The organism is Streptomyces sp. NBC_00461 (assembly GCF_036013935.1).
Lineage (GTDB): Bacteria > Actinomycetota > Actinomycetes > Streptomycetales > Streptomycetaceae > Streptomyces.
In genome coordinates, this window is sequence record NZ_CP107902.1 from 6,293,379 (window position 1) to 6,309,864 (window position 16,486).

Consider the following 16,486-nt stretch of genomic DNA (forward strand, 5'->3'; position numbering starts at 1 on the left):
TTCATTGTCAGGCATCCTCCGCGGCGGCGACCATGTCGGGTTCGGGGCGTGCCACCGGTGGCGCGGAGGTCGTCCTCGGCAGGAAGGCCGCCGCCAGCAGCGCCGCCACGAGAGCCGCGACGCCGCACACCAGCAGGACGACGCTCATGCCGTGGACGTACGCGCTGTCCGCGGAGGCCGCCAGGCGGGCCGCGTTGCCGGGGCCCGCATGTTCGGCGACGAGGTGCGCCGCGACCACGGAGTCCCCCGCGGTGTCGGCGGCCCGGGCCGGCAGCCCGGTGACGTCGAGCCGGTCCCGGAAGATGCCCGCCAGCAGGCTGCCGAGCAGGGCGATGCCGATCGCCGCGCCGACCTGGCGCAGCGTCATCAGCAGGCCCGAGCCGCTGCCGGCGCGGTCGCGGGGCAGGGCGCCGAGGGCACCGTCCATCGCGGGCACGACGGAGAAACCGAAGCCGAATCCGGTGATCGAGAGCCACAGCGCGGTGAAGCCGTAGCCGGAGTCGACCGTCGTACGGCTGCCGAGCAGGGCGGCGAAGGCCAGTACGACCAGGCCGGCGCTGACCACGGCACGCGGCCCGAACCTGGCGACGACCGGCTGCGCGCCCCGCGCGGCGACCATCAGGCCGCCCATCATCGGCAGCAGCCGCAGACCGGTGCCGAGGGCGTCATGGCCGAGGACGGCCTGGAGGTACTGGGGCAGCACGAAGAGCAGGCCGGACAGGACGAACAAGACCAGGGTCGCGGCGAGCGTGTTGAACAGGAAGCCGCGCTGGGCGAGCAGCGTCATGTCGAGCATCGGCCGCTCCACCTGCCGCTCGCGCAGCACCAGTGCGGTGATCAGGACCACGGACGCGGCGAACATGGCGAGGACCAGCGGGTCGCCCCAGCCGCGGCCGGGCCCCTCGATGATCGCGTAGATGAGGGCGCCGAGCCCGGTCGCGGTGAGCGCGGTGGACAGGACGTCGACCTTGGGGGAGGCGGGGGTGGGGGTCCCCCCGCTCGAGCGCGTTCGAGAGTGGGGGAGGGTCTCGGGGAGCAGGAAGACGCAGGCGGCTATGCCGATCGCCGCCATCGGGACGTTGACCAGGAAGACCGAGCCCCACCAGAAGTGGTTCAGCAGCCAGCCGCCGATGATCGGGCCGAGCGGCATGCCGAGCGCGGAGGCGGCGGAGATGACGCCGACGGCCTTGGTGCGCTCCTCGGAGCCGAACAGTGAGGGCAGCACGGAGAGGGCGAGCGGGGTGACGAGCGGGGTGACGAGCGCGCCGCCGATGCCCATGAACGCCCGGGCCGCGACGACCCAGTTGACGTCCGGGGCCAGCGCGCCCACCAGTGAGCCGGTCAGGAAGACCCCGAGCCCGGCGATCAGCATCCGCCGCCGCCCGAACCGGTCGCCGAGCAGTCCGGCCGGGAGCATCAGCGCCGCGAAGACGACGACGTAAGCGTCCGCCATCCTCCCCCAGAGCTAAACGCCTGGGGGGACCCCCAGCTGCTGGCCAGTGGTGGCGCCCAGATCCTGCGTCATCGTGGGCAGCGCGACATTGAGGATCGTCATGTCGAAGCCGAGCGTCAGCATGCTCGCGACCAGGGCCCCGAGGGCCCACCAGCGCCGGGGGTCCCGGGGAACCCCATCCATCCGAGTGACAGTAACCATTAAATGAGAGTAACTCTCAAAATATGGCTGCCGTCAATCGCCAGTCGGTATCGGGACCTGAAAAATGGCCACGGCTGGAGTGCCGTGGCCATGGAGAAAGCGGTGGAGCGGTTACCCGTGCTGGTACGCCACCAGCGAGATGCCCACGTAGTGGACGACGAAGGCGGCCAGCGTGAGCGAGTGGAAGACCTCGTGGAAGCCGAACCAGCGTGGTGACGGGTTCGGCCGCTTGATGCCGTAGATCACGCCGCCCGCGCTGTAGAGGAGACCGCCCACGATCACGAGGACCAGCACCGCGATGCCGCCGGCGTGCATGAAGTCCGGCAGGAAGAAGACGGCCGCCCAGCCCATCGCGATGTAGCAGGGGGTGTAGAGCCAGCGCGGGGCGCCGACCCAGAAGACGCGGAAGATGATGCCCGCGGCCGCGGCGCCCCAGATGCCCCACAGCAGCCACTGCCCCTTGGCGCCCGGCAGCAGCAGCATCGTCAGCGGTGTGTAAGTGCCCGCGATGATCAGGAAGATGTTGGCGTGATCGAGTCGGCGCAGGACGCCGTCCATGCGCGGGCTCCAGTTGCCCCGGTGGTACAGCGCGCTGACGCCGAACAGCAGGCAGGCCGTCAGGGCGAAGATCCCGCAGGCGATGCGCCCCCTGGGTGAGTCCGCGAGGGCGGTGAGCACCAGGCCGGAGACGAGTGCGGCCGGGAACATGCCCAGATGCAGCCAGCCGCGGAGCTTCGGCTTGATCGGCTCGGCGAGCTGCTGGGCGTGCTGCTTTAGCTGGTGTGGCAGGGAGGGGGCGCCGGAGTCGCGGCCGGCGGCCGGCGTGTCCGTGGGCGCGTCGGGGACGGGCGCAGTCATGCGCTGAATCCTACCTACGCAACCGTAAGTTAGGGATGAGCACGGGCCGAGAACCGGTCAAGAGTGGCCATCCTCTCACGGGAGTTGAGTCCGCGTCCGGCAGGCAAAAGAACCGTCAGGTGAACTCAACGTGCACGCAAAAACACGCTGGGAAACACAGCGAGGCGTGACGATCCCCACTCCGCTCACCTGTGAGGCCCTCTGGACATATGGGCACCCACGTCGCATGATCATATGAGTGCGGTCGGCACCGGATGAGCGCTGAGGATCCAGCCACGAAGCATCCGGGCCGCAGCCCCCACGGGGCCTCCCAACAAAAAATCCCTCATTTAGGAGCAATCGTGGCGCGCGACAACGCGGCTCCCACCGTCATCCCCACCAACCATCAGGAACTGGTCTCGTGGGTGAACGAGATCGCTGAACTGACCCAGCCGGACAGCGTGGTCTGGTGTGACGGATCCGAGGCCGAGTACGAGCGGCTGTGCGAAGAGCTCGTCGCGAAGGGCACGTTCAAGAAACTCGACCCGATCAAGCGCCCGAACTCCTTCTACGCGGCCTCCGACCCGAGCGACGTCGCGCGTGTCGAGGACCGCACCTTCATCTGCTCCGAGAAGGAGGCGGACGCCGGCCCGACCAACCACTGGAAGGACCCCGCCGAGATGCGGGACATCTTCGCCGGTGAGAAGGGCGTCTTCCGCGGCTCGATGAAGGGCCGGACGATGTACGTCGTCCCGTTCTGCATGGGCCCCCTCGGCTCGGACCTCTCCGCGATCGGCGTCGAGATCACCGACTCCGCCTACGTCGCCGTATCGATGCGCACGATGACCCGCATGGGACAGCCGGTCCTTGACGAACTCGGCTCCGACGGCTTCTTCGTGAAGGCCGTCCACACCCTCGGCGCGCCCCTCGCCCAGGGCGAGACGGACGTCCCGTGGCCCTGCAACTCCACCAAGTACATCTCGCACTTCCCCGAGGACCGCGAGATCTGGTCCTACGGCTCCGGCTACGGCGGCAACGCGCTGCTCGGCAAGAAGTGCTACGCCCTGCGCATCGCGTCCGTGATGGCCCGCGACGAGGGCTGGCTCGCCGAGCACATGCTGGTGCTCAAGCTCACCCCGCCGCACGGGGAGCCGAAGTACGTGGCGGCGGCGTTCCCCTCCGCCTGCGGCAAGACCAACCTCGCCATGCTGGAGCCCACGATCTCCGGCTGGACGGTCGAGACGATCGGCGACGACATCGCCTGGATGCGCTTCGGCGAGGACGGCCGGCTGTACGCGATCAACCCCGAGGCCGGCTTCTTCGGCGTCGCGCCCGGCACCGGTGAGCACACCAACGCCAACGCGATGAAGACGCTGTGGGGCAACTCGGTCTTCACCAACGTCGCACTCACCGACGACAACGACGTCTGGTGGGAGGGCATGACGGAGGAGACACCGGCCCATCTGACGGACTGGAAGGGCAACTCCTGGACGCCGGAGTCCCCGACCCCGGCCGCCCACCCCAACGCCCGCTTCACCACCCCCGCCGCCCAGTGCCCGATCATCGCGCCCGAGTGGGAGGACCCCAAGGGCGTGCCGATCTCGGCGATCCTGTTCGGCGGCCGGCGCGCCACCGCGGTCCCGCTGGTGACGGAGTCCTTCGACTGGAACCACGGCGTCTTCCTCGGTGCCAACGTGGCCTCCGAGAAGACCGCCGCAGCCGAGGGCAAGGTCGGCGAACTGCGCCGCGACCCCTTCGCCATGCTGCCGTTCTGCGGCTACAACATGGGCGACTACATGGGTCACTGGGTCGACGTCGCCAAGGACAAGGACCAGTCGAAGCTCCCGAAGATCTACTACGTCAACTGGTTCCGCAAGAACGACGAGGGCAAGTTCGTCTGGCCCGGCTTCGGCGAGAACAGCCGCGTCCTGAAGTGGATCGTCGACCGCCTCGACGGCAAGGCGGACGGCGTCGAGACCCCGATCGGCGTCCTGCCGGCCAAGGGCGCCCTCGACACCAAGGGCCTCGACCTCTCCGAGGCGGACCTGGACTTCCTCCTCACGGTCGACACGGAGGTCTGGCGCGAGGAGGCCGCGCTGGTGCCCGAGCACCTCAACACCTTCGGCGAGCACACCCCGAAGGAACTGTGGGACGAGTACCGAGCGCTGGTCGAGCGCCTGGGCTGAGCCCGCACCGATACTCCGCGGCCGGCTGGGATGTGCCCTGACCACAGATCGTCACGGCCGGCCGCGGTGACCGACCGGCGAGGTTCCGCACAACGGCGTGCGGGGCTCAGGGCCTGTCGTCGCGTTCCCGTCCGCCCCGATGGGAAGGTGACGACAGGCCTTCGTCTTTTTCCGCCATCACCTCTGTGCGGACCCGGATTTCGCGGGACACTCGGGACATCCTGCAACGAACCCCGAAATGAGGTGAGCGGGGTGCGCACACCGGTCAGCGATCCGATGAAGGTGGGGCCGTACCGCATCGTCGGGCGGCTCGGCTCCGGCGGCATGGGCTGGGTCTATCTCGGCCGTTCGCCGGCCGGGCGCGAGGTGGCGGTGAAGGTGGTGCGCCCCGAACTGGCGGCGGAGCCCGAGTTCCGTGAGCGCTTCGCCCGCGAGGTCGCGGCCGCCCGCGTCGTCAGCGGCGCCTACACGGCGGCGGTCGTCGACGCCGACACGGAGGCCGAACTGCCCTGGCTGGCCACGATGTACGTGCCCGGCCCGTCACTGGCGGAGGCGGTCCGCACGGACGGGCCGCTGCCCGAGGAACAGGTGCGCCGGCTCGGCGCGTTCCTGGTCGAGGCGCTGCAGGCCGTGCACGCGGCCAAGGTCGTGCACCGCGACCTCAAACCGTCCAACGTGCTGCTGGCCTCCGACGGCCCGCGCGTCATCGACTTCGGGATCTCCCGCGTCGACGGGGCCCCCGGCCTCACCCGGGCCGGCCTCGTCGTCGGCACCCCGCCCTTCATGTCGCCGGAGCAGATGAAGGGCGCGCCCGTCGGCCCGCCGAGCGACGTCTTCTCCCTCGGCGGGGTGCTGGTGTACGCCCTGTCGGGCCGGCCGCCGCACGGGACGGGGGATTCGGTGCGCTACCAGGTCGTGTTCGGCCCCCCGCACCTCGACGTCGTACCGCCGGGTCTGCGGCCGTTGCTCTCGCGGTGTCTGGCCAAGCGGCCCGAGGACCGGCCCGGGCTCGACGAACTGCTGGCCGGGCTGGTCGAGGGGGACGGGCAGCCGCCCTCGTGGCCCCCGCCCAAGGTGCGGCGGACGATCGAGGTCCGGGTCGGTGAACTGGCCGCCCGCCGCGCCTCCGGTACGAGCGTGTCGGTGCCCTCGTGTCTGATGCTGCACGCCCAGGCGCTGCTGGACGCCGGACTGACCGACGAGATGGTCGCCCGGGCGGTGGGCCGTGACACCCTCTGAGTCCTTTCCCGGACCCGTCCATGAAATCGGCACGCACTGGCGGCAGTTGGTGCAGAAATGGGGCGCCGGATGGAATTACCGCGCCGTGGCGGACACCGATTCCGTGTCGTTGCAATTCGATCTCGAGGAAACGGGTCGTATGCTCACGGTCCGGTTCATGACCACCAAGCGGCTGCTCGTCGCCTTTGTCACCGACGGTCATTTCCTGCGCCACGACCAACTGGCCGTCGCCGCGGCCGCGTCGAACGCGTGGAATACCGAACAGCTGAATCCCATGCTTTCCGTGTGGGACGTGCGAGGGCCGCGCCCGTGTCTCGCCGGGGTGTGCGACCTTCCGCTGACCTGCCGTGTCACCCAGGCGGACTTCGACGCCCTGGCCAGCGATTGGGTGGAACGGGCGCGGCAGATGTTCACCCGTTGCCATCAGGTTTTCAAGCTGTAGAAGTGACAGGCGTGAGGGGTCTCAACCCCTTTCGGGTAAGGGCGTATTGCCTTCACTATGGGCACGGGTCTTTTCAGGCCACGGGGGGTGCCCATGAGACGGTCGCTCTGTTTCACCATGCTTGCCGGGATTCTCTTCGTGATGGTGCCGGCGGGTCAGGCGGCCGGGGCCGACGGCGCGTGCGACGGGGGTTTCTCGGCGCGGCTGCGGTGCTGGTACGACTGGCTCGGCCGCGGGGCCGTCACGGTCAGACTGAACCGGGAGCTGTCCCTCGACGCGGCGGGCGACCGGGCCGATCGCGTCGGGGCCGTCCTGGGCCGGCGCGAGAACCTCGTCGTCGAGGTGCCGGCCGGTGTCACCACGGGGGAGGGCGGCACGGTGCTGCTGGTGCTGGCGGGCCACCGGTTCGTCGATCCCGAGGCCCGGATCAGCCGGCTGACTCCTGTGACCGTGCAGGAGCTGAACGGCCGTCATGTCTGCGATCCCGGGGACATCCATGACCTGTGCGCCCTCCTCGGCAGGCGCGAGGTGACCGGCAGGGAGCTGACCGCGCGATCGGACGTCGCCGTCCTCGGCGCGGAGCACTCGGTCGCGATCGGCTCCGCCGCCTCGCATCCGCCCGCCTCCTCCGCGGCCCGGGAGAAGACGAAGGGCGCCTCGGGACAGTCCGGCACCGACCCCGCCACGATCCTCGTCGCCGTCATGGCCGTCCTGCTCGTCCTCCTCCTCGCCGCCCTCGTGTACGTCGTCCGCCGCTCCCGCCCCCTCGCCGCTCCCGGCGCCCTGCCTGCGTCATCCGGCCGCGCCGCGGAGACCACCACCCGCCTCAGGACCACACCGGCCGCCGCACCCGGCCGCAGTCCGGCGTCCCGAAAAGGCCCCTCCCGCTCCGCCGTCGTACGCACCGACCTGCACCCCCAGGGATACGTCGAACTCGACCGGGTCCTGTACCGGGCGGTGTGGGCACAGCCCGGACAGCCGCCGCCGGGGCCCGGCGCCCGCGTCGACGTCACCGACGCACCGGAACCCGACTCCGACGTCCTGTACGCCTTCCCGCCCGCCACCGGACGGCAGACCCACGCCCGTTGACGCACCGCTCCACCAGGAGACGCCATGTCCAGCGAATACCCGCCCACCCTGCCGGCGGAGTACGCCGACATCGAGTTCGAGAACAACGCCCAGCGCCTGCCGCTGGTGCTGTGCCTCGACACCTCCAGCTCCATGGCGGGCGCGCCGATCCAGACGCTCAACAACGCCCTCGTGGAGTGGACCCGCGAACTGCACGACGACGTCGCCCTCAGCTACAGCGTCGAGGTCGCCGTGATCACCTTCGGCGGCCAGGCCGTCGCCGCCTGGCGCGGGCCCAGCCTCCTCGCCCCGGGCGCGCGGGTGAGCCCGTTCGTACCCGCCCACCAGTTCCGGCCGCCCCAGCTGGGCGCCGCGGGCGTGACCCTGATGACGGAGGCCCTGGAACTGTCGATGCACATCGTCGCCGCCCGCAAGGCCGAACTGCGCGCCTCCGGGCTGCAGTACCACCGCCCGCAGATCTGCCTGGTCACCGACGGCCTGCCGACCGACGCCCAGGGCCGGCGCACCGACACCTGGCAGCGCCTCGTGCCCGTCCTCGCCGACGAGCAGCGGGCCCGCCGCTTCCGGCTGTACGCGATCGGCGTCGGCGGCATCACCGACCTGGGCGAGCAGGTGCTGCGCGCTTTCGCCCCGAAGTTCAACGCGACCATCCACGGCTTCCCGTTCCGGGAACTGCTGCAGATGATGTCCGCCAGCGCGAACGCCGAGCAGAAGGGCGCCGGCGACGAGGTCTTCGAGAAGATCTTCAGCCAGTTCAAGACCCAGCGCCCGGCCTGGGAGAGCTAGCCGATGGGCACGCCCGCCTCCGACTGGCGCATCCACGGCATGAGCGTCGAGGGCTACCGGCACCGCCGCGACGGCCTCCCCTGCCAGGACGCGTGCGCCCACACCGAGTCGGGACCGCTCACCGTCCTGGCCGTCGCGGACGGCGCCGGCAGCCGCCCGCGCTCCGAGGAGGGCTCGCGGCTCGCGGTCGCACTGGCCGCCGAACACTTCGTACGGCGGGCCGCGGCGGCCGCGGACGACCCGCCGGGCGAGAGCGTGCACGAGCTGCTCCTGGACGCGTTCCACGACGTCACCAAGGTGTTCCTCGACACCACGGGGCCGGGCGCCGCGGACTTCGCGACCACCCTCACCGTCGTGGTCCTCGCGCCCGGCTGGCTGGGCCACCTCAGCGTCGGCGACGGCTTCGTCGTACTGCGCGCCGGCAGCGAGGACGGTGAACGGCAGTTCCATCTGCTGCCGCAGCCGCCCGCCGTCAGCGAGTACAGCAACGAGACCGTCTTCCTCACCTCGCCCGACGCGGCCCACCAGGTGCACACCGACTGCGTGAGCGACGAGGGCGTCGACGGCGTGCTGCTGTCCACCGACGGACTGGCGCAGGCCGCGCTCTCCCGGTCCGCCGGCGGACCGCCCACCCCGAACGCCTCCTTCGTGGACGCCGTCTTCCGCTCCCTCGACGCCCCCGGACCCCTCACCGACAGCGCGCAGGAGAACCTGGCCGCGCTGCTCAGGTCGGACCGGCTGACCGCGCTGAACGCGGACGACAAGACGCTCCTGCGGGCCGTGCGCAGGGCACGGTCATGAGCGGCCGCGTCGTCCACCTGGACGGAAAGCCGGTGGTGCTCGCCGAACTCCCGCTGAAGGGCGGCGGCCAGGCGGCCGTCTTCCCCGTCGAGGGCGACCACACGACGGTCGTCAAGCTCTACCGCGATCCGCCGGGCCCCGACCAGGAGCGGCGGCTGGCCCGGATGCTCACCATGTCACCGCTGGCCGCCCGCCCCACCGACCGCTTCCAGCCGCCCGAGCTGGCCTGGCCCACCGCGCTCGCCCGCGGCACCGGCGGCGAGTTCCTCGGCTACGCCATGCACCGGTTCGGCGAGCCCGGACACGTCCAGCTGGTCGGCCTGTTCACCCGCGCCCAGCGCCTCAGGCTCTTCCCCGACCGGGCCGACTGGCGGTTCATGCTCGGCGTCGCCTGGAACCTCGCGTTCATGACCGCGCGCATGCACTACGACAACCTCGTCATCGGCGACTTCTCCAGCAGCAACGTCGTCGTCGACACCAACGGCTTCGTCACCTTCCTCGACTGCGACTCCATCGCCTTCACCGACCCCGTGACCGGCGAACCGTTCCCGTGTCTGATGCACACCACCGACTACTCGGCCCCCGAGCGGCAGGCGGGCGGCCCCGCCACCCGCGCCAGCGACGACTTCGCGCTCGCGGTGCTCGTCTACCAGCTGCTGACGGCAGGCAACCACCCCTTCGGGGGCGTGCCGCACGACAGCACCTCCGAGTCGACCGTGAAGGACAACATCGCCTCCAGCGTCTCCTACGTCGTACGCCCGGAGCTGGTCACCATCCCGCGCGGCACCGTCGACCCGTCGGTCCTTCCGCCCGAGCTGCTCACCCTGGCCCGCGCCGCCTTCGGCCCCGGCGTGCACGCCCCCGCCGCGCGGCCACCGGCGGAGGCCTGGCTGCGCGCCCTCGACGGGGAGCGCTCCCGCATACGGGTGTGCCCGCACCGTCCGCTGCACACTTACGGCGCCCACATGCCGGCCTGCCCCTGGTGCACCCGGGCCGCGCTGACCGGCCACGACGCGTTCAACGGCCCCCGGCCCGTGCCGGTGCGGGCGCCGGTTCCCCCACCGCCCCCGCAGGAGGCCCCGGCCGCCCGCCGGTTCGGCGCGCTGTGGACGGCGGGCCTGCTGATCGTGCTGGTGCTGATCGTCGTGATCGTGGCGGGCCTGCTGCACTGAGGTCAGTTCGCCCGCCCCCATCAGCGTCACCTCCTCGCGGTCCCGGAAGTCGCCGGTGAGGTCGGTGAGCGCCTTCTTCAGCCGGGCCGGCCGGTCGCCGTCCATCGAGCCCGAGGTGTCGAGGACGTAGACGGTTCGGGACGGGTGGCGCAGCTCGTTCTCGTAGGAGTCGAGCAGCCCGTCGGCGACGGAACGGCCGCCCGGGAAGGGCAGTTCGCGGCGGCCTCCGGCTCTGCCGCGTGAGCGCGACAAGCCACACTGAACCCGCACCCACGGCGACTGCGGTCCCCCCTGGGGCGCGGGGCTGTACCGATGTGCGGCTCTGCCGCGTGAGCGCGACAAGCCACAACGAACCCGCACCCGCAGAACAACAGGGCCCCCTACGGCGAACAGGCACCCCCCGCCCAAGCCAACGCAGTGCATGGCGCCCGGTCCGCGCGTCTCTGCGGGTGCACGCGGACCGGGGCCGCCAAAGGGGAGCCCTAGGGCTCAGTGGGACGCGAGTTCGCGCGGCTCCAGAGCCGCCGCGTGCACGTCCATCTGCTCGGCGGCGAGGATCGCGGCCGCCGTGTCGGCGCGGGAGGCCGCCACGACCAGGGCGCGCCCGGCGAGGGCGTGCGCCCGCTGGTGCAGCACCATGGAGTCGCCGTCGGACGCTGCCGCGGACATGCGGGCCGGCGTCAGCCCGCCCCGCAGCCGGGCCACCTGCGCGGCGAGCCGCTCGGCCGCGATGTCCAGGTCCTCGGCGGGGGCCAGGGTCCGCAGCTCGTCCGTGACGGCGAGGAGCGCCGCGAGATGACCCGCGAGCTGGATGTCCAGCTCCTCCTCGCGCGACCGGTGCGGAAAGTCGGAGGGCGTGCCGGCCATCGTGCTGTGCACCGACTTGGTGCGGATCGGTTCGTACATGGATGGCCTCCCGTGCTGTCAGGAAACCATCCTAGCTTAGATTTCGTCTAAAGTTGAGCGAACGCAAAAGATCTACGGCTGGCCGTAGCCGTCCAGGAAGTTCCCGATCCTGGTGACCGCGTCCCGCAGATCCCCGACCGACGGCAGGGTCACGACCCGGAAGTGGTCGGGCTCCACCCAGTTGAACCCGGTCCCCTGCACGACCATGATCTTCTCGCGGCGCAGCAGGTCCAGGACCATCCGCCGGTCGTCCTTGATCTTGAAGACCTTGGGGTCGAGACGCGGGAAGAGATACAGCGCGCCCTTGGGCTTCACGCAGGTCACGCCCGGGATCTGGGTGAGCAGCTCGTACGCGACGTCCCGCTGCTCCTTCAGTCGTCCGCCCGGCAGCACCAGGTCGTTGATCGTCTGCCGGCCGCTCAGTGCGGCGACCACGCCGTGCTGTCCCGGCATGTTCGCGCACAGGCGCATGTTCGCGAGGATCGTCAGGCCCTCGATGTAGGAGTCCGCGTGCGCGCGCGGGCCGGAGATCGACATCCAGCCGACCCGGTAGCCGGCCACCCGGTACGCCTTCGACATGCCGTTGAAGGTGAGGGTCAGCAGGTCCGGGGCGACCTTCGCGGTCGGGGTGTGCGTGGCGCCGTCGTAGAGGATCTTGTCGTAGATCTCGTCCGAGCAGACCAGCAGGTTGTGGCGGCGGGCGATGTCGGTGAGCCCCTTGATCATCGCCTCGTCGTACACGGCCCCCGTCGGGTTGTTCGGGTTGATGATGACGATCGCCTTGGTGCGGTCGGTGACCTTGCGCTCGACGTCCGCGAGGTCGGGCATCCAGTCCGACTGCTCGTCGCAGCGGTAGTGCACGGCCGTGCCGCCGGAGAGCGAGACGGCGGCCGTCCACAGCGGGTAGTCGGGCGACGGTACGAGGACCTCGTCGCCGTCGTCGAGCAGGCCCTGCATGGCCATCACGATCAGCTCGGAGACGCCGTTGCCGACGAAGACGTGCTCGACGTCCGTCTCGATGCCGAGGGTCTGGTTGTGCATGACGACCGCGCGGCGCGCGGCCAGCAGGCCCTTCGCGTCGCCGTAGCCGTGCGCCGTCGACACGTTGCGGAGGATGTCCTCCAGGATCTCGGGCGGGCACTCGAAGCCGAACGCCGCCGGGTTGCCGGTGTTCAGCTTGAGAATGCGGTGCCCGGCCGCTTCCAGCCGCATCGCCTCCTCGAGCACCGGGCCCCGGATCTCGTAACAGACGTTGGCGAGCTTGGTCGACTGGATCACCTGCATGTCTGGGAGCTTACGGCCCGGTAACGCCTCTTGGGCCGTGTTTTCCACCACGTGAGACGCGGCGATTTGGGTGGTTATCGCCAGTGGCGGTCCCAGGGGCCCCATGCGTCTCCGTGAGCGGTGGTCATGCCCGGGTCGCCCGAGTGGGTGAACGGGCCGCCGAACGTGTGCCGCCCGCGGCCTGACGCGCCCCGCCGGAAAGAACTCCTTGCCCAGCCACCCCTTTCCCTTCAGAATGCACATGTCAAATATGGGCGGCCGGAAAATCTCCGGTCGCCCAAGTCGCAAGAGGGGACCCCCACATGAAGAAGCCTCTCGGCGCCGCGCTCTTCGCCCTGGTGATGGCCGGGGCCGGCGCGGCACCAGCGGTCGCGGCACCGGTGTCCACCAACGGCACCGCCACGCCCGCCGTCAAGGCCGTCAACTTCGCCGGCACCGTCTCGCTCAGCAACTGCTCCGGCTCCGTCATCCGCTTCCCGAACTCCGCGGACTCCGACCCGGCGCTCGTCATGTCCAACGGCCACTGCCTGGAGACCGGCTTCCCGGAGCCCGGCGAGGTCATCACCGGCCAGTCCTCCAGCCGTACCTTCGGACTGCTGAACTCCTCCGGAAGCAAGATCGCCACGCTCCGGGCCAACCAGGTCGTCTACTCGACCATGACCGACACCGACGTCACGATCTACCGGCTGACGACCACCTACGCGGCGATCAAGAGCTCGTACGGCATCAGCCCGCTCACCCTGCAGGACACCCACCCGACCGCCGGCACCGCGATCACCGTCGTCTCCGGCTACTGGAAGCGCACGTACGCCTGCAACATCGACGGCTTCGTCTACCGCATCAAGGAGGGCGACTGGACCTGGAAGGACTCGGTCCGTTACACGTCCGCCTGCCAGACCATCGGCGGCACCTCGGGCTCGCCGGTCATCGACAACGCCACCGGCAAGGTCGTCGCCGTCAACAACACCGGCAACGAGGACGGCGAGCGCTGCACCGAGAACAACCCCTGCGAGGTCGACCAGAGCGGCAACGTGACGGTCCGCAAGGGCATCAACTACGCCGAGGAGACCTACCAGATCCCGGCCTGCTTCGGCGCCGGCAACAAGCTCGACCTCAGCAAGAGCGGATGCGTCCTGCCCAAGCCGTAGTGCGCGGTGGGGCGTTCCGTCACACGGGACTGCGACGGACCGCCCGCCCCGCCAGCACATCCGTGCGCCGCCCGTCCTCGATCACGAACCGCCCGTCGATCAGGACATGCTCGATGCCCTTCGGGAGCGCGCGCGGATTCTCGTACGTCGACCCCGACGCCACCGCCTGCGGGTCGAACAGGACCAGGTCCGCCCGGTACCCCTCGCGGACCAGACCCCGGTCCGGCAGCCGCAGCCGTGCGGCGGGCCGGGACGTGAGGTGGGCGACGCACTCCTCAAGGGACAGCACGCCCAACTCCCGCACGTAGTGGCCGAGATAGTGCGGGAAGGTGCCGTAGGCGCGCGGATGCGGCTTCGCGCCTTGCAGGATGCCGTCCGAGCCGCCGGTGTGGACCCGGTGCCGCATGATCGCCCGGACGTTCTCCTCATGGCCCACGTGCTGCAGGATCGTGGGACCCAGCCGGTCCTCCACCAGCAGGCGACGGGCCGTCGCCCACGGCGACTCGCCGCGCAGGTCCGCCGACTCCCTGACCGTCCGGCCGACGAAGTCGCCCAGCGCCGGATCCGTGACGCCCGAGACCTCGATCGTGTCCCACTCGATGGGTACGCCGTGGCAGCCGTCCGCGCCCACGACCTCCATGTGGTGCCGGATGCGCTCGGCCGTCTCCTCGTCCGCCAGCCGCTTGAGGACCGCCTCCGGGCCACCCTCGCCCGCCCAACTCGGCAGCATCGCCACCAGGGTGGTGCAGCCGGGCGTGTAGGGGTACGTGTCCAGGCTGATGTCCGCCCCGGACGCGAGGGCCCCGTCCAGCAGGGTCAGCAGCTCCGGCGCCCGGCCCTCGTTCACGCCGAAGTTCATCGTGGCGTGGGCCAGGTGGAGCGAGCAGCCCGCCTCCCGGGTCAGGGCGACCATCTCCTCGTACGCCTCAAGGGCCCCGGCGCCGTAGGAGCGGTGGTGCGGGCAGTAGTAGCCGCCGTAGGACGCCACCACCCTGCACAGCTCGGTGAGTTCGGAGTCCTTGGCGTACATGCCGGGTGTGTAGGTCAGCCCGGACGACATGCCGACCGCGCCCTGCTCCATGCCCTCGGCGACCAGCCGGCGCATGCGGTCGAGTTCCCGCGGGGTCGCCTCCCGGTCCTCCCAGCCGACGGCCAGCATGCGGACCGTCCCCTGGGGGATGAGATACGCCGCGTTCACCGCGATCCCCCGGCCCTCGAACCCGTGGTCCAGCCGGTCCAGGTACTCGCCGACCGAACGCCAGTCGAAGTCGATGTCGTCGCCGTGGCCGTTCCAGCCGGTGATCGTCCGGCGCACCTCGGCGAGCGTGCGGTCGTCCACGGGCGCGTACGACAGCCCGTCCTGGCCCAGGACCTCAAGGGTGACCCCCTGTGCGGCCTTGGCGCTGTGGTCCGGGTCGCGCAGGACCGCCAGATCGCTGTGGGCGTGCATGTCGATGAAGCCGGGGGAGAGGACCAGCCCCTCGGCGTCCAGTTCCCGCATGGCCTTCGGGCGCTGGCAGCCCGCCGCCGCGGCCTCCTTGACGATCGACGCGATCCTGCCGCGGTCGACCACCACGTCCGCGCGGTAGGCCGGCTCACCGCTGCCGTCCACCACGTCCGCGTCCCGGATGACGAGCTGCTCCACGACTCCTCCTAGAAGAACGTGCGGATGTAGTCGACCACCGTGCCGTCCGCCTCGACCAGCGGGATCAGCTGCCACTTGTCGAAGGACGTGCACGGATGGGACAGACCCATCCCCACCCAGTCTCCGACGTCCAGGTCCGCCTCGGCAGTGGTCCGCAGCCAGGTGTGCTGGTCGGACAGGCCGGTCACCGAGACACCCGTCGCCGGGCGCTCGGCGCCGTCCCGGCGGACGACCTGCGCGAGGGGAAGGCCCAGGTCGTACGCCGCGTCCCGCTTGCCCGCGTTGGCGAAGGCCTGCTCGGGGGAGGGGCGGGAGACCACTTGCGCCCACAGGCGGAAGGCCGGCTCCAGGGCACCCTCCCCGGGGACGCGGTTGAAGGGGGTGATCTTGCGGTAGTGGCCGTCGTCGTGCGAGACGTACGCCCCCGAGCGCAGCAACTTCAAGGCCGGCGCGGAGAGTTCGGGAAGCTCGGCGAACACGTCGGCCACCGCGTCGAACCAGGCGCTGCCGCCCGCGCTCACCACGATCTCCTCCAGGCCCGCGAACCGCCCGGCCTTGTCGAAGTCCACGGCCAGCGCGACCAGCCGGCGCAGCCACGCGTGCACCCGCTCCGGGTCGGCCCCGGGGACCTCGCCCTCGTAGCCCGCGACACCGACGAGCCGCAGTGTCCCGGCCGCCGCCACCGCGTCCGCGACCGCCGCGCACTCCGCCTCCGTACGGACACCGGTACGGGCGCCCTCGCCGGCGGCGAGCTCGACCACCACGTCCACCGGGCGGGACGTCCCCCGCAGTGCCTCGTCCATCAGGCGGACGCCGTGCACGGAGTCGACGTAGCAGACGAAGCGGAAGTCGCCGTCGGACTCCAGCTCGCCGGCGATCCAGCGCAACGCCGAGGGGTCCACGAGCTGGTTCGCGAGGAAGACCCGCCGGATCCCGAACGCCCGCGCCACCCGCACCTGGTGCGGCACGGCGAGCGTGATCCCCCACGCCCCGCGCTCGATCTGCTGCCGGAACAGCCTGGGTGCCATGGAGGTCTTGCCGTGCGGGGCGAAGACCAGGCCGTGGCGGGCCGCGTAGGTCTCCATGAGCGCGAGGTTGTGCTCCAGGCGCTCCGCGGACAGGGCGAGTACGGGGGTCGCGAAGCCGTCGGTGAAGAGGTTGCGGCGCTGGGCTGCCAGCTCGCCGACGGTCAGGCCGTCGGCGTCCGGCGGGAGGCCCTTGAAGCGGTGGTCGACGCGTTCCTCGGCGAGGCGGGCGAGCGCTTCGGTACCGGTGTCGAGGGACACGAGGCCTCCCT

Annotated in this window: 13 protein-coding genes and 2 pseudogenes; 8 read left to right on the forward strand and 7 right to left on the reverse strand. The window is 70.9% G+C overall.

Annotation, left to right across the window (positions count from 1 at the left end):
* Positions 1 to 7: 7 nt before the first annotated feature.
* Positions 8 to 1,636 (reverse strand): annotated as a pseudogene (locus tag OG870_RS29585) (MFS transporter).
* A 129-nt stretch (positions 1,637 to 1,765) separates the two neighbouring features.
* Complete coding sequence (gene trhA / locus OG870_RS29590) at positions 1,766 to 2,512, reverse strand: PAQR family membrane homeostasis protein TrhA (RefSeq protein ID WP_266520820.1); 747 nt, start codon at positions 2,510 to 2,512, stop codon at positions 1,766 to 1,768.
* A 341-nt stretch (positions 2,513 to 2,853) separates the two neighbouring features.
* Here trhA and OG870_RS29595 point away from each other — a divergent pair, with 341 nt between their 5' ends.
* The 7 genes from OG870_RS29595 (at position 2,854) to OG870_RS29625 (ending at position 10,206) form a co-directional block, all read left to right on the forward strand.
* Positions 2,854 to 4,677 carry a phosphoenolpyruvate carboxykinase (GTP) gene (locus OG870_RS29595; RefSeq protein ID WP_266520823.1) on the forward strand — a complete coding sequence of 608 codons (1,824 nt, stop codon included), beginning with the start codon at positions 2,854 to 2,856 and terminating at the stop codon, positions 4,675 to 4,677.
* A gap of 252 nt (positions 4,678 to 4,929) precedes the next feature.
* On the forward strand, positions 4,930 to 5,916 hold the full coding sequence (locus OG870_RS29600) for a serine/threonine-protein kinase (RefSeq protein ID WP_266589603.1): 987 nt from the start codon (positions 4,930 to 4,932) through the stop codon (positions 5,914 to 5,916).
* Between the two features lie 85 nt (positions 5,917 to 6,001).
* Positions 6,002 to 6,358 carry a hypothetical protein gene (locus OG870_RS29605; protein ID WP_266520828.1) on the forward strand — a complete coding sequence of 119 codons (357 nt, stop codon included), beginning with the start codon at positions 6,002 to 6,004 and terminating at the stop codon, positions 6,356 to 6,358.
* A gap of 93 nt (positions 6,359 to 6,451) precedes the next feature.
* On the forward strand, positions 6,452 to 7,447 hold the full coding sequence (locus tag OG870_RS29610) for a hypothetical protein (RefSeq protein WP_266589605.1): 996 nt from the start codon (positions 6,452 to 6,454) through the stop codon (positions 7,445 to 7,447).
* 24 nt (positions 7,448 to 7,471) lie between these two features.
* Positions 7,472 to 8,233: a vWA domain-containing protein gene (locus tag OG870_RS29615; RefSeq protein ID WP_266520832.1), complete on the forward strand. Its 762-nt coding sequence runs from the start codon at positions 7,472 to 7,474 to the stop codon at positions 8,231 to 8,233.
* A gap of 3 nt (positions 8,234 to 8,236) precedes the next feature.
* Positions 8,237 to 9,034 (forward strand): PP2C family serine/threonine-protein phosphatase, encoded by a 798-nt coding sequence (locus OG870_RS29620; RefSeq protein ID WP_266589607.1) that lies wholly within the window; start codon positions 8,237 to 8,239, stop codon positions 9,032 to 9,034.
* The gene (locus tag OG870_RS29625) at positions 9,031 to 10,206 is read left to right on the forward strand and encodes a hypothetical protein (protein WP_266844169.1); all 1,176 of its coding nucleotides are present in this window, start codon (positions 9,031 to 9,033) and stop codon (positions 10,204 to 10,206) included. The genes OG870_RS29620 and OG870_RS29625 overlap by 4 nt, the downstream gene beginning before the upstream one ends.
* Positions 10,207 to 10,215: 9 nt before the next feature.
* Here the strand turns inward: OG870_RS29625 and OG870_RS29630 are convergent.
* The 3 genes and pseudogenes from OG870_RS29630 to OG870_RS29640 form a co-directional block, all read right to left on the reverse strand.
* Positions 10,216 to 10,428: pseudogene (locus OG870_RS29630) on the reverse strand (hypothetical protein); the annotation flags it as partial.
* A gap of 267 nt (positions 10,429 to 10,695) precedes the next feature.
* On the reverse strand, positions 10,696 to 11,112 hold the full coding sequence (locus OG870_RS29635; RefSeq protein ID WP_266520838.1) for an SCO4983 family protein: 417 nt from the start codon (positions 11,110 to 11,112) through the stop codon (positions 10,696 to 10,698).
* A 72-nt stretch (positions 11,113 to 11,184) separates the two neighbouring features.
* Positions 11,185 to 12,396, reverse strand: a complete 1,212-nt coding sequence (locus tag OG870_RS29640; protein WP_266589611.1) for a pyridoxal phosphate-dependent aminotransferase — start codon at positions 12,394 to 12,396, stop codon at positions 11,185 to 11,187.
* 302 nt (positions 12,397 to 12,698) lie between these two features.
* Here OG870_RS29640 and OG870_RS29645 point away from each other — a divergent pair, with 302 nt between their 5' ends.
* A complete protein-coding gene (locus tag OG870_RS29645; RefSeq protein WP_266520843.1) occupies positions 12,699 to 13,544 on the forward strand; it encodes a S1 family peptidase in 846 nt (281 codons plus the stop codon).
* Positions 13,545 to 13,563: 19 nt separating this feature from the next.
* Here OG870_RS29645 and OG870_RS29650 read toward each other — a convergent pair whose 3' ends face one another.
* The gene (locus OG870_RS29650; protein WP_266844166.1) at positions 13,564 to 15,189 is read right to left on the reverse strand and encodes an N-acyl-D-amino-acid deacylase family protein; all 1,626 of its coding nucleotides are present in this window, start codon (positions 15,187 to 15,189) and stop codon (positions 13,564 to 13,566) included.
* 8 nt (positions 15,190 to 15,197) lie between these two features.
* On the reverse strand, positions 15,198 to 16,475 hold the full coding sequence (locus OG870_RS29655) for an amino acid deaminase (protein WP_266589617.1): 1,278 nt from the start codon (positions 16,473 to 16,475) through the stop codon (positions 15,198 to 15,200).
* Positions 16,476 to 16,486: the final 11 nt, after the last annotated feature.

What these genes read in the sequence shown, in the direction of transcription:
- trhA (WP_266520820.1), bottom strand. Translation starts at nt 2,512, where the DNA reads ATGACTGCGCCCGTCCCCGACGCGCCCACGGACACGCCGGCCGCCGGC.
- OG870_RS29625 (WP_266844169.1), top strand. Translation starts at nt 9,031, where the DNA reads ATGAGCGGCCGCGTCGTCCACCTGGACGGAAAGCCGGTGGTGCTCGCC.
- OG870_RS29640 (WP_266589611.1), bottom strand. Translation starts at nt 12,396, where the DNA reads ATGCAGGTGATCCAGTCGACCAAGCTCGCCAACGTCTGTTACGAGATC.
- OG870_RS29620 (WP_266589607.1), top strand. Translation starts at nt 8,237, where the DNA reads ATGGGCACGCCCGCCTCCGACTGGCGCATCCACGGCATGAGCGTCGAG.
- OG870_RS29615 (WP_266520832.1), top strand. Translation starts at nt 7,472, where the DNA reads ATGTCCAGCGAATACCCGCCCACCCTGCCGGCGGAGTACGCCGACATC.
- OG870_RS29635 (WP_266520838.1), bottom strand. Translation starts at nt 11,112, where the DNA reads ATGTACGAACCGATCCGCACCAAGTCGGTGCACAGCACGATGGCCGGC.
- OG870_RS29610 (WP_266589605.1), top strand. Translation starts at nt 6,452, where the DNA reads ATGAGACGGTCGCTCTGTTTCACCATGCTTGCCGGGATTCTCTTCGTG.
- OG870_RS29645 (WP_266520843.1), top strand. Translation starts at nt 12,699, where the DNA reads ATGAAGAAGCCTCTCGGCGCCGCGCTCTTCGCCCTGGTGATGGCCGGG.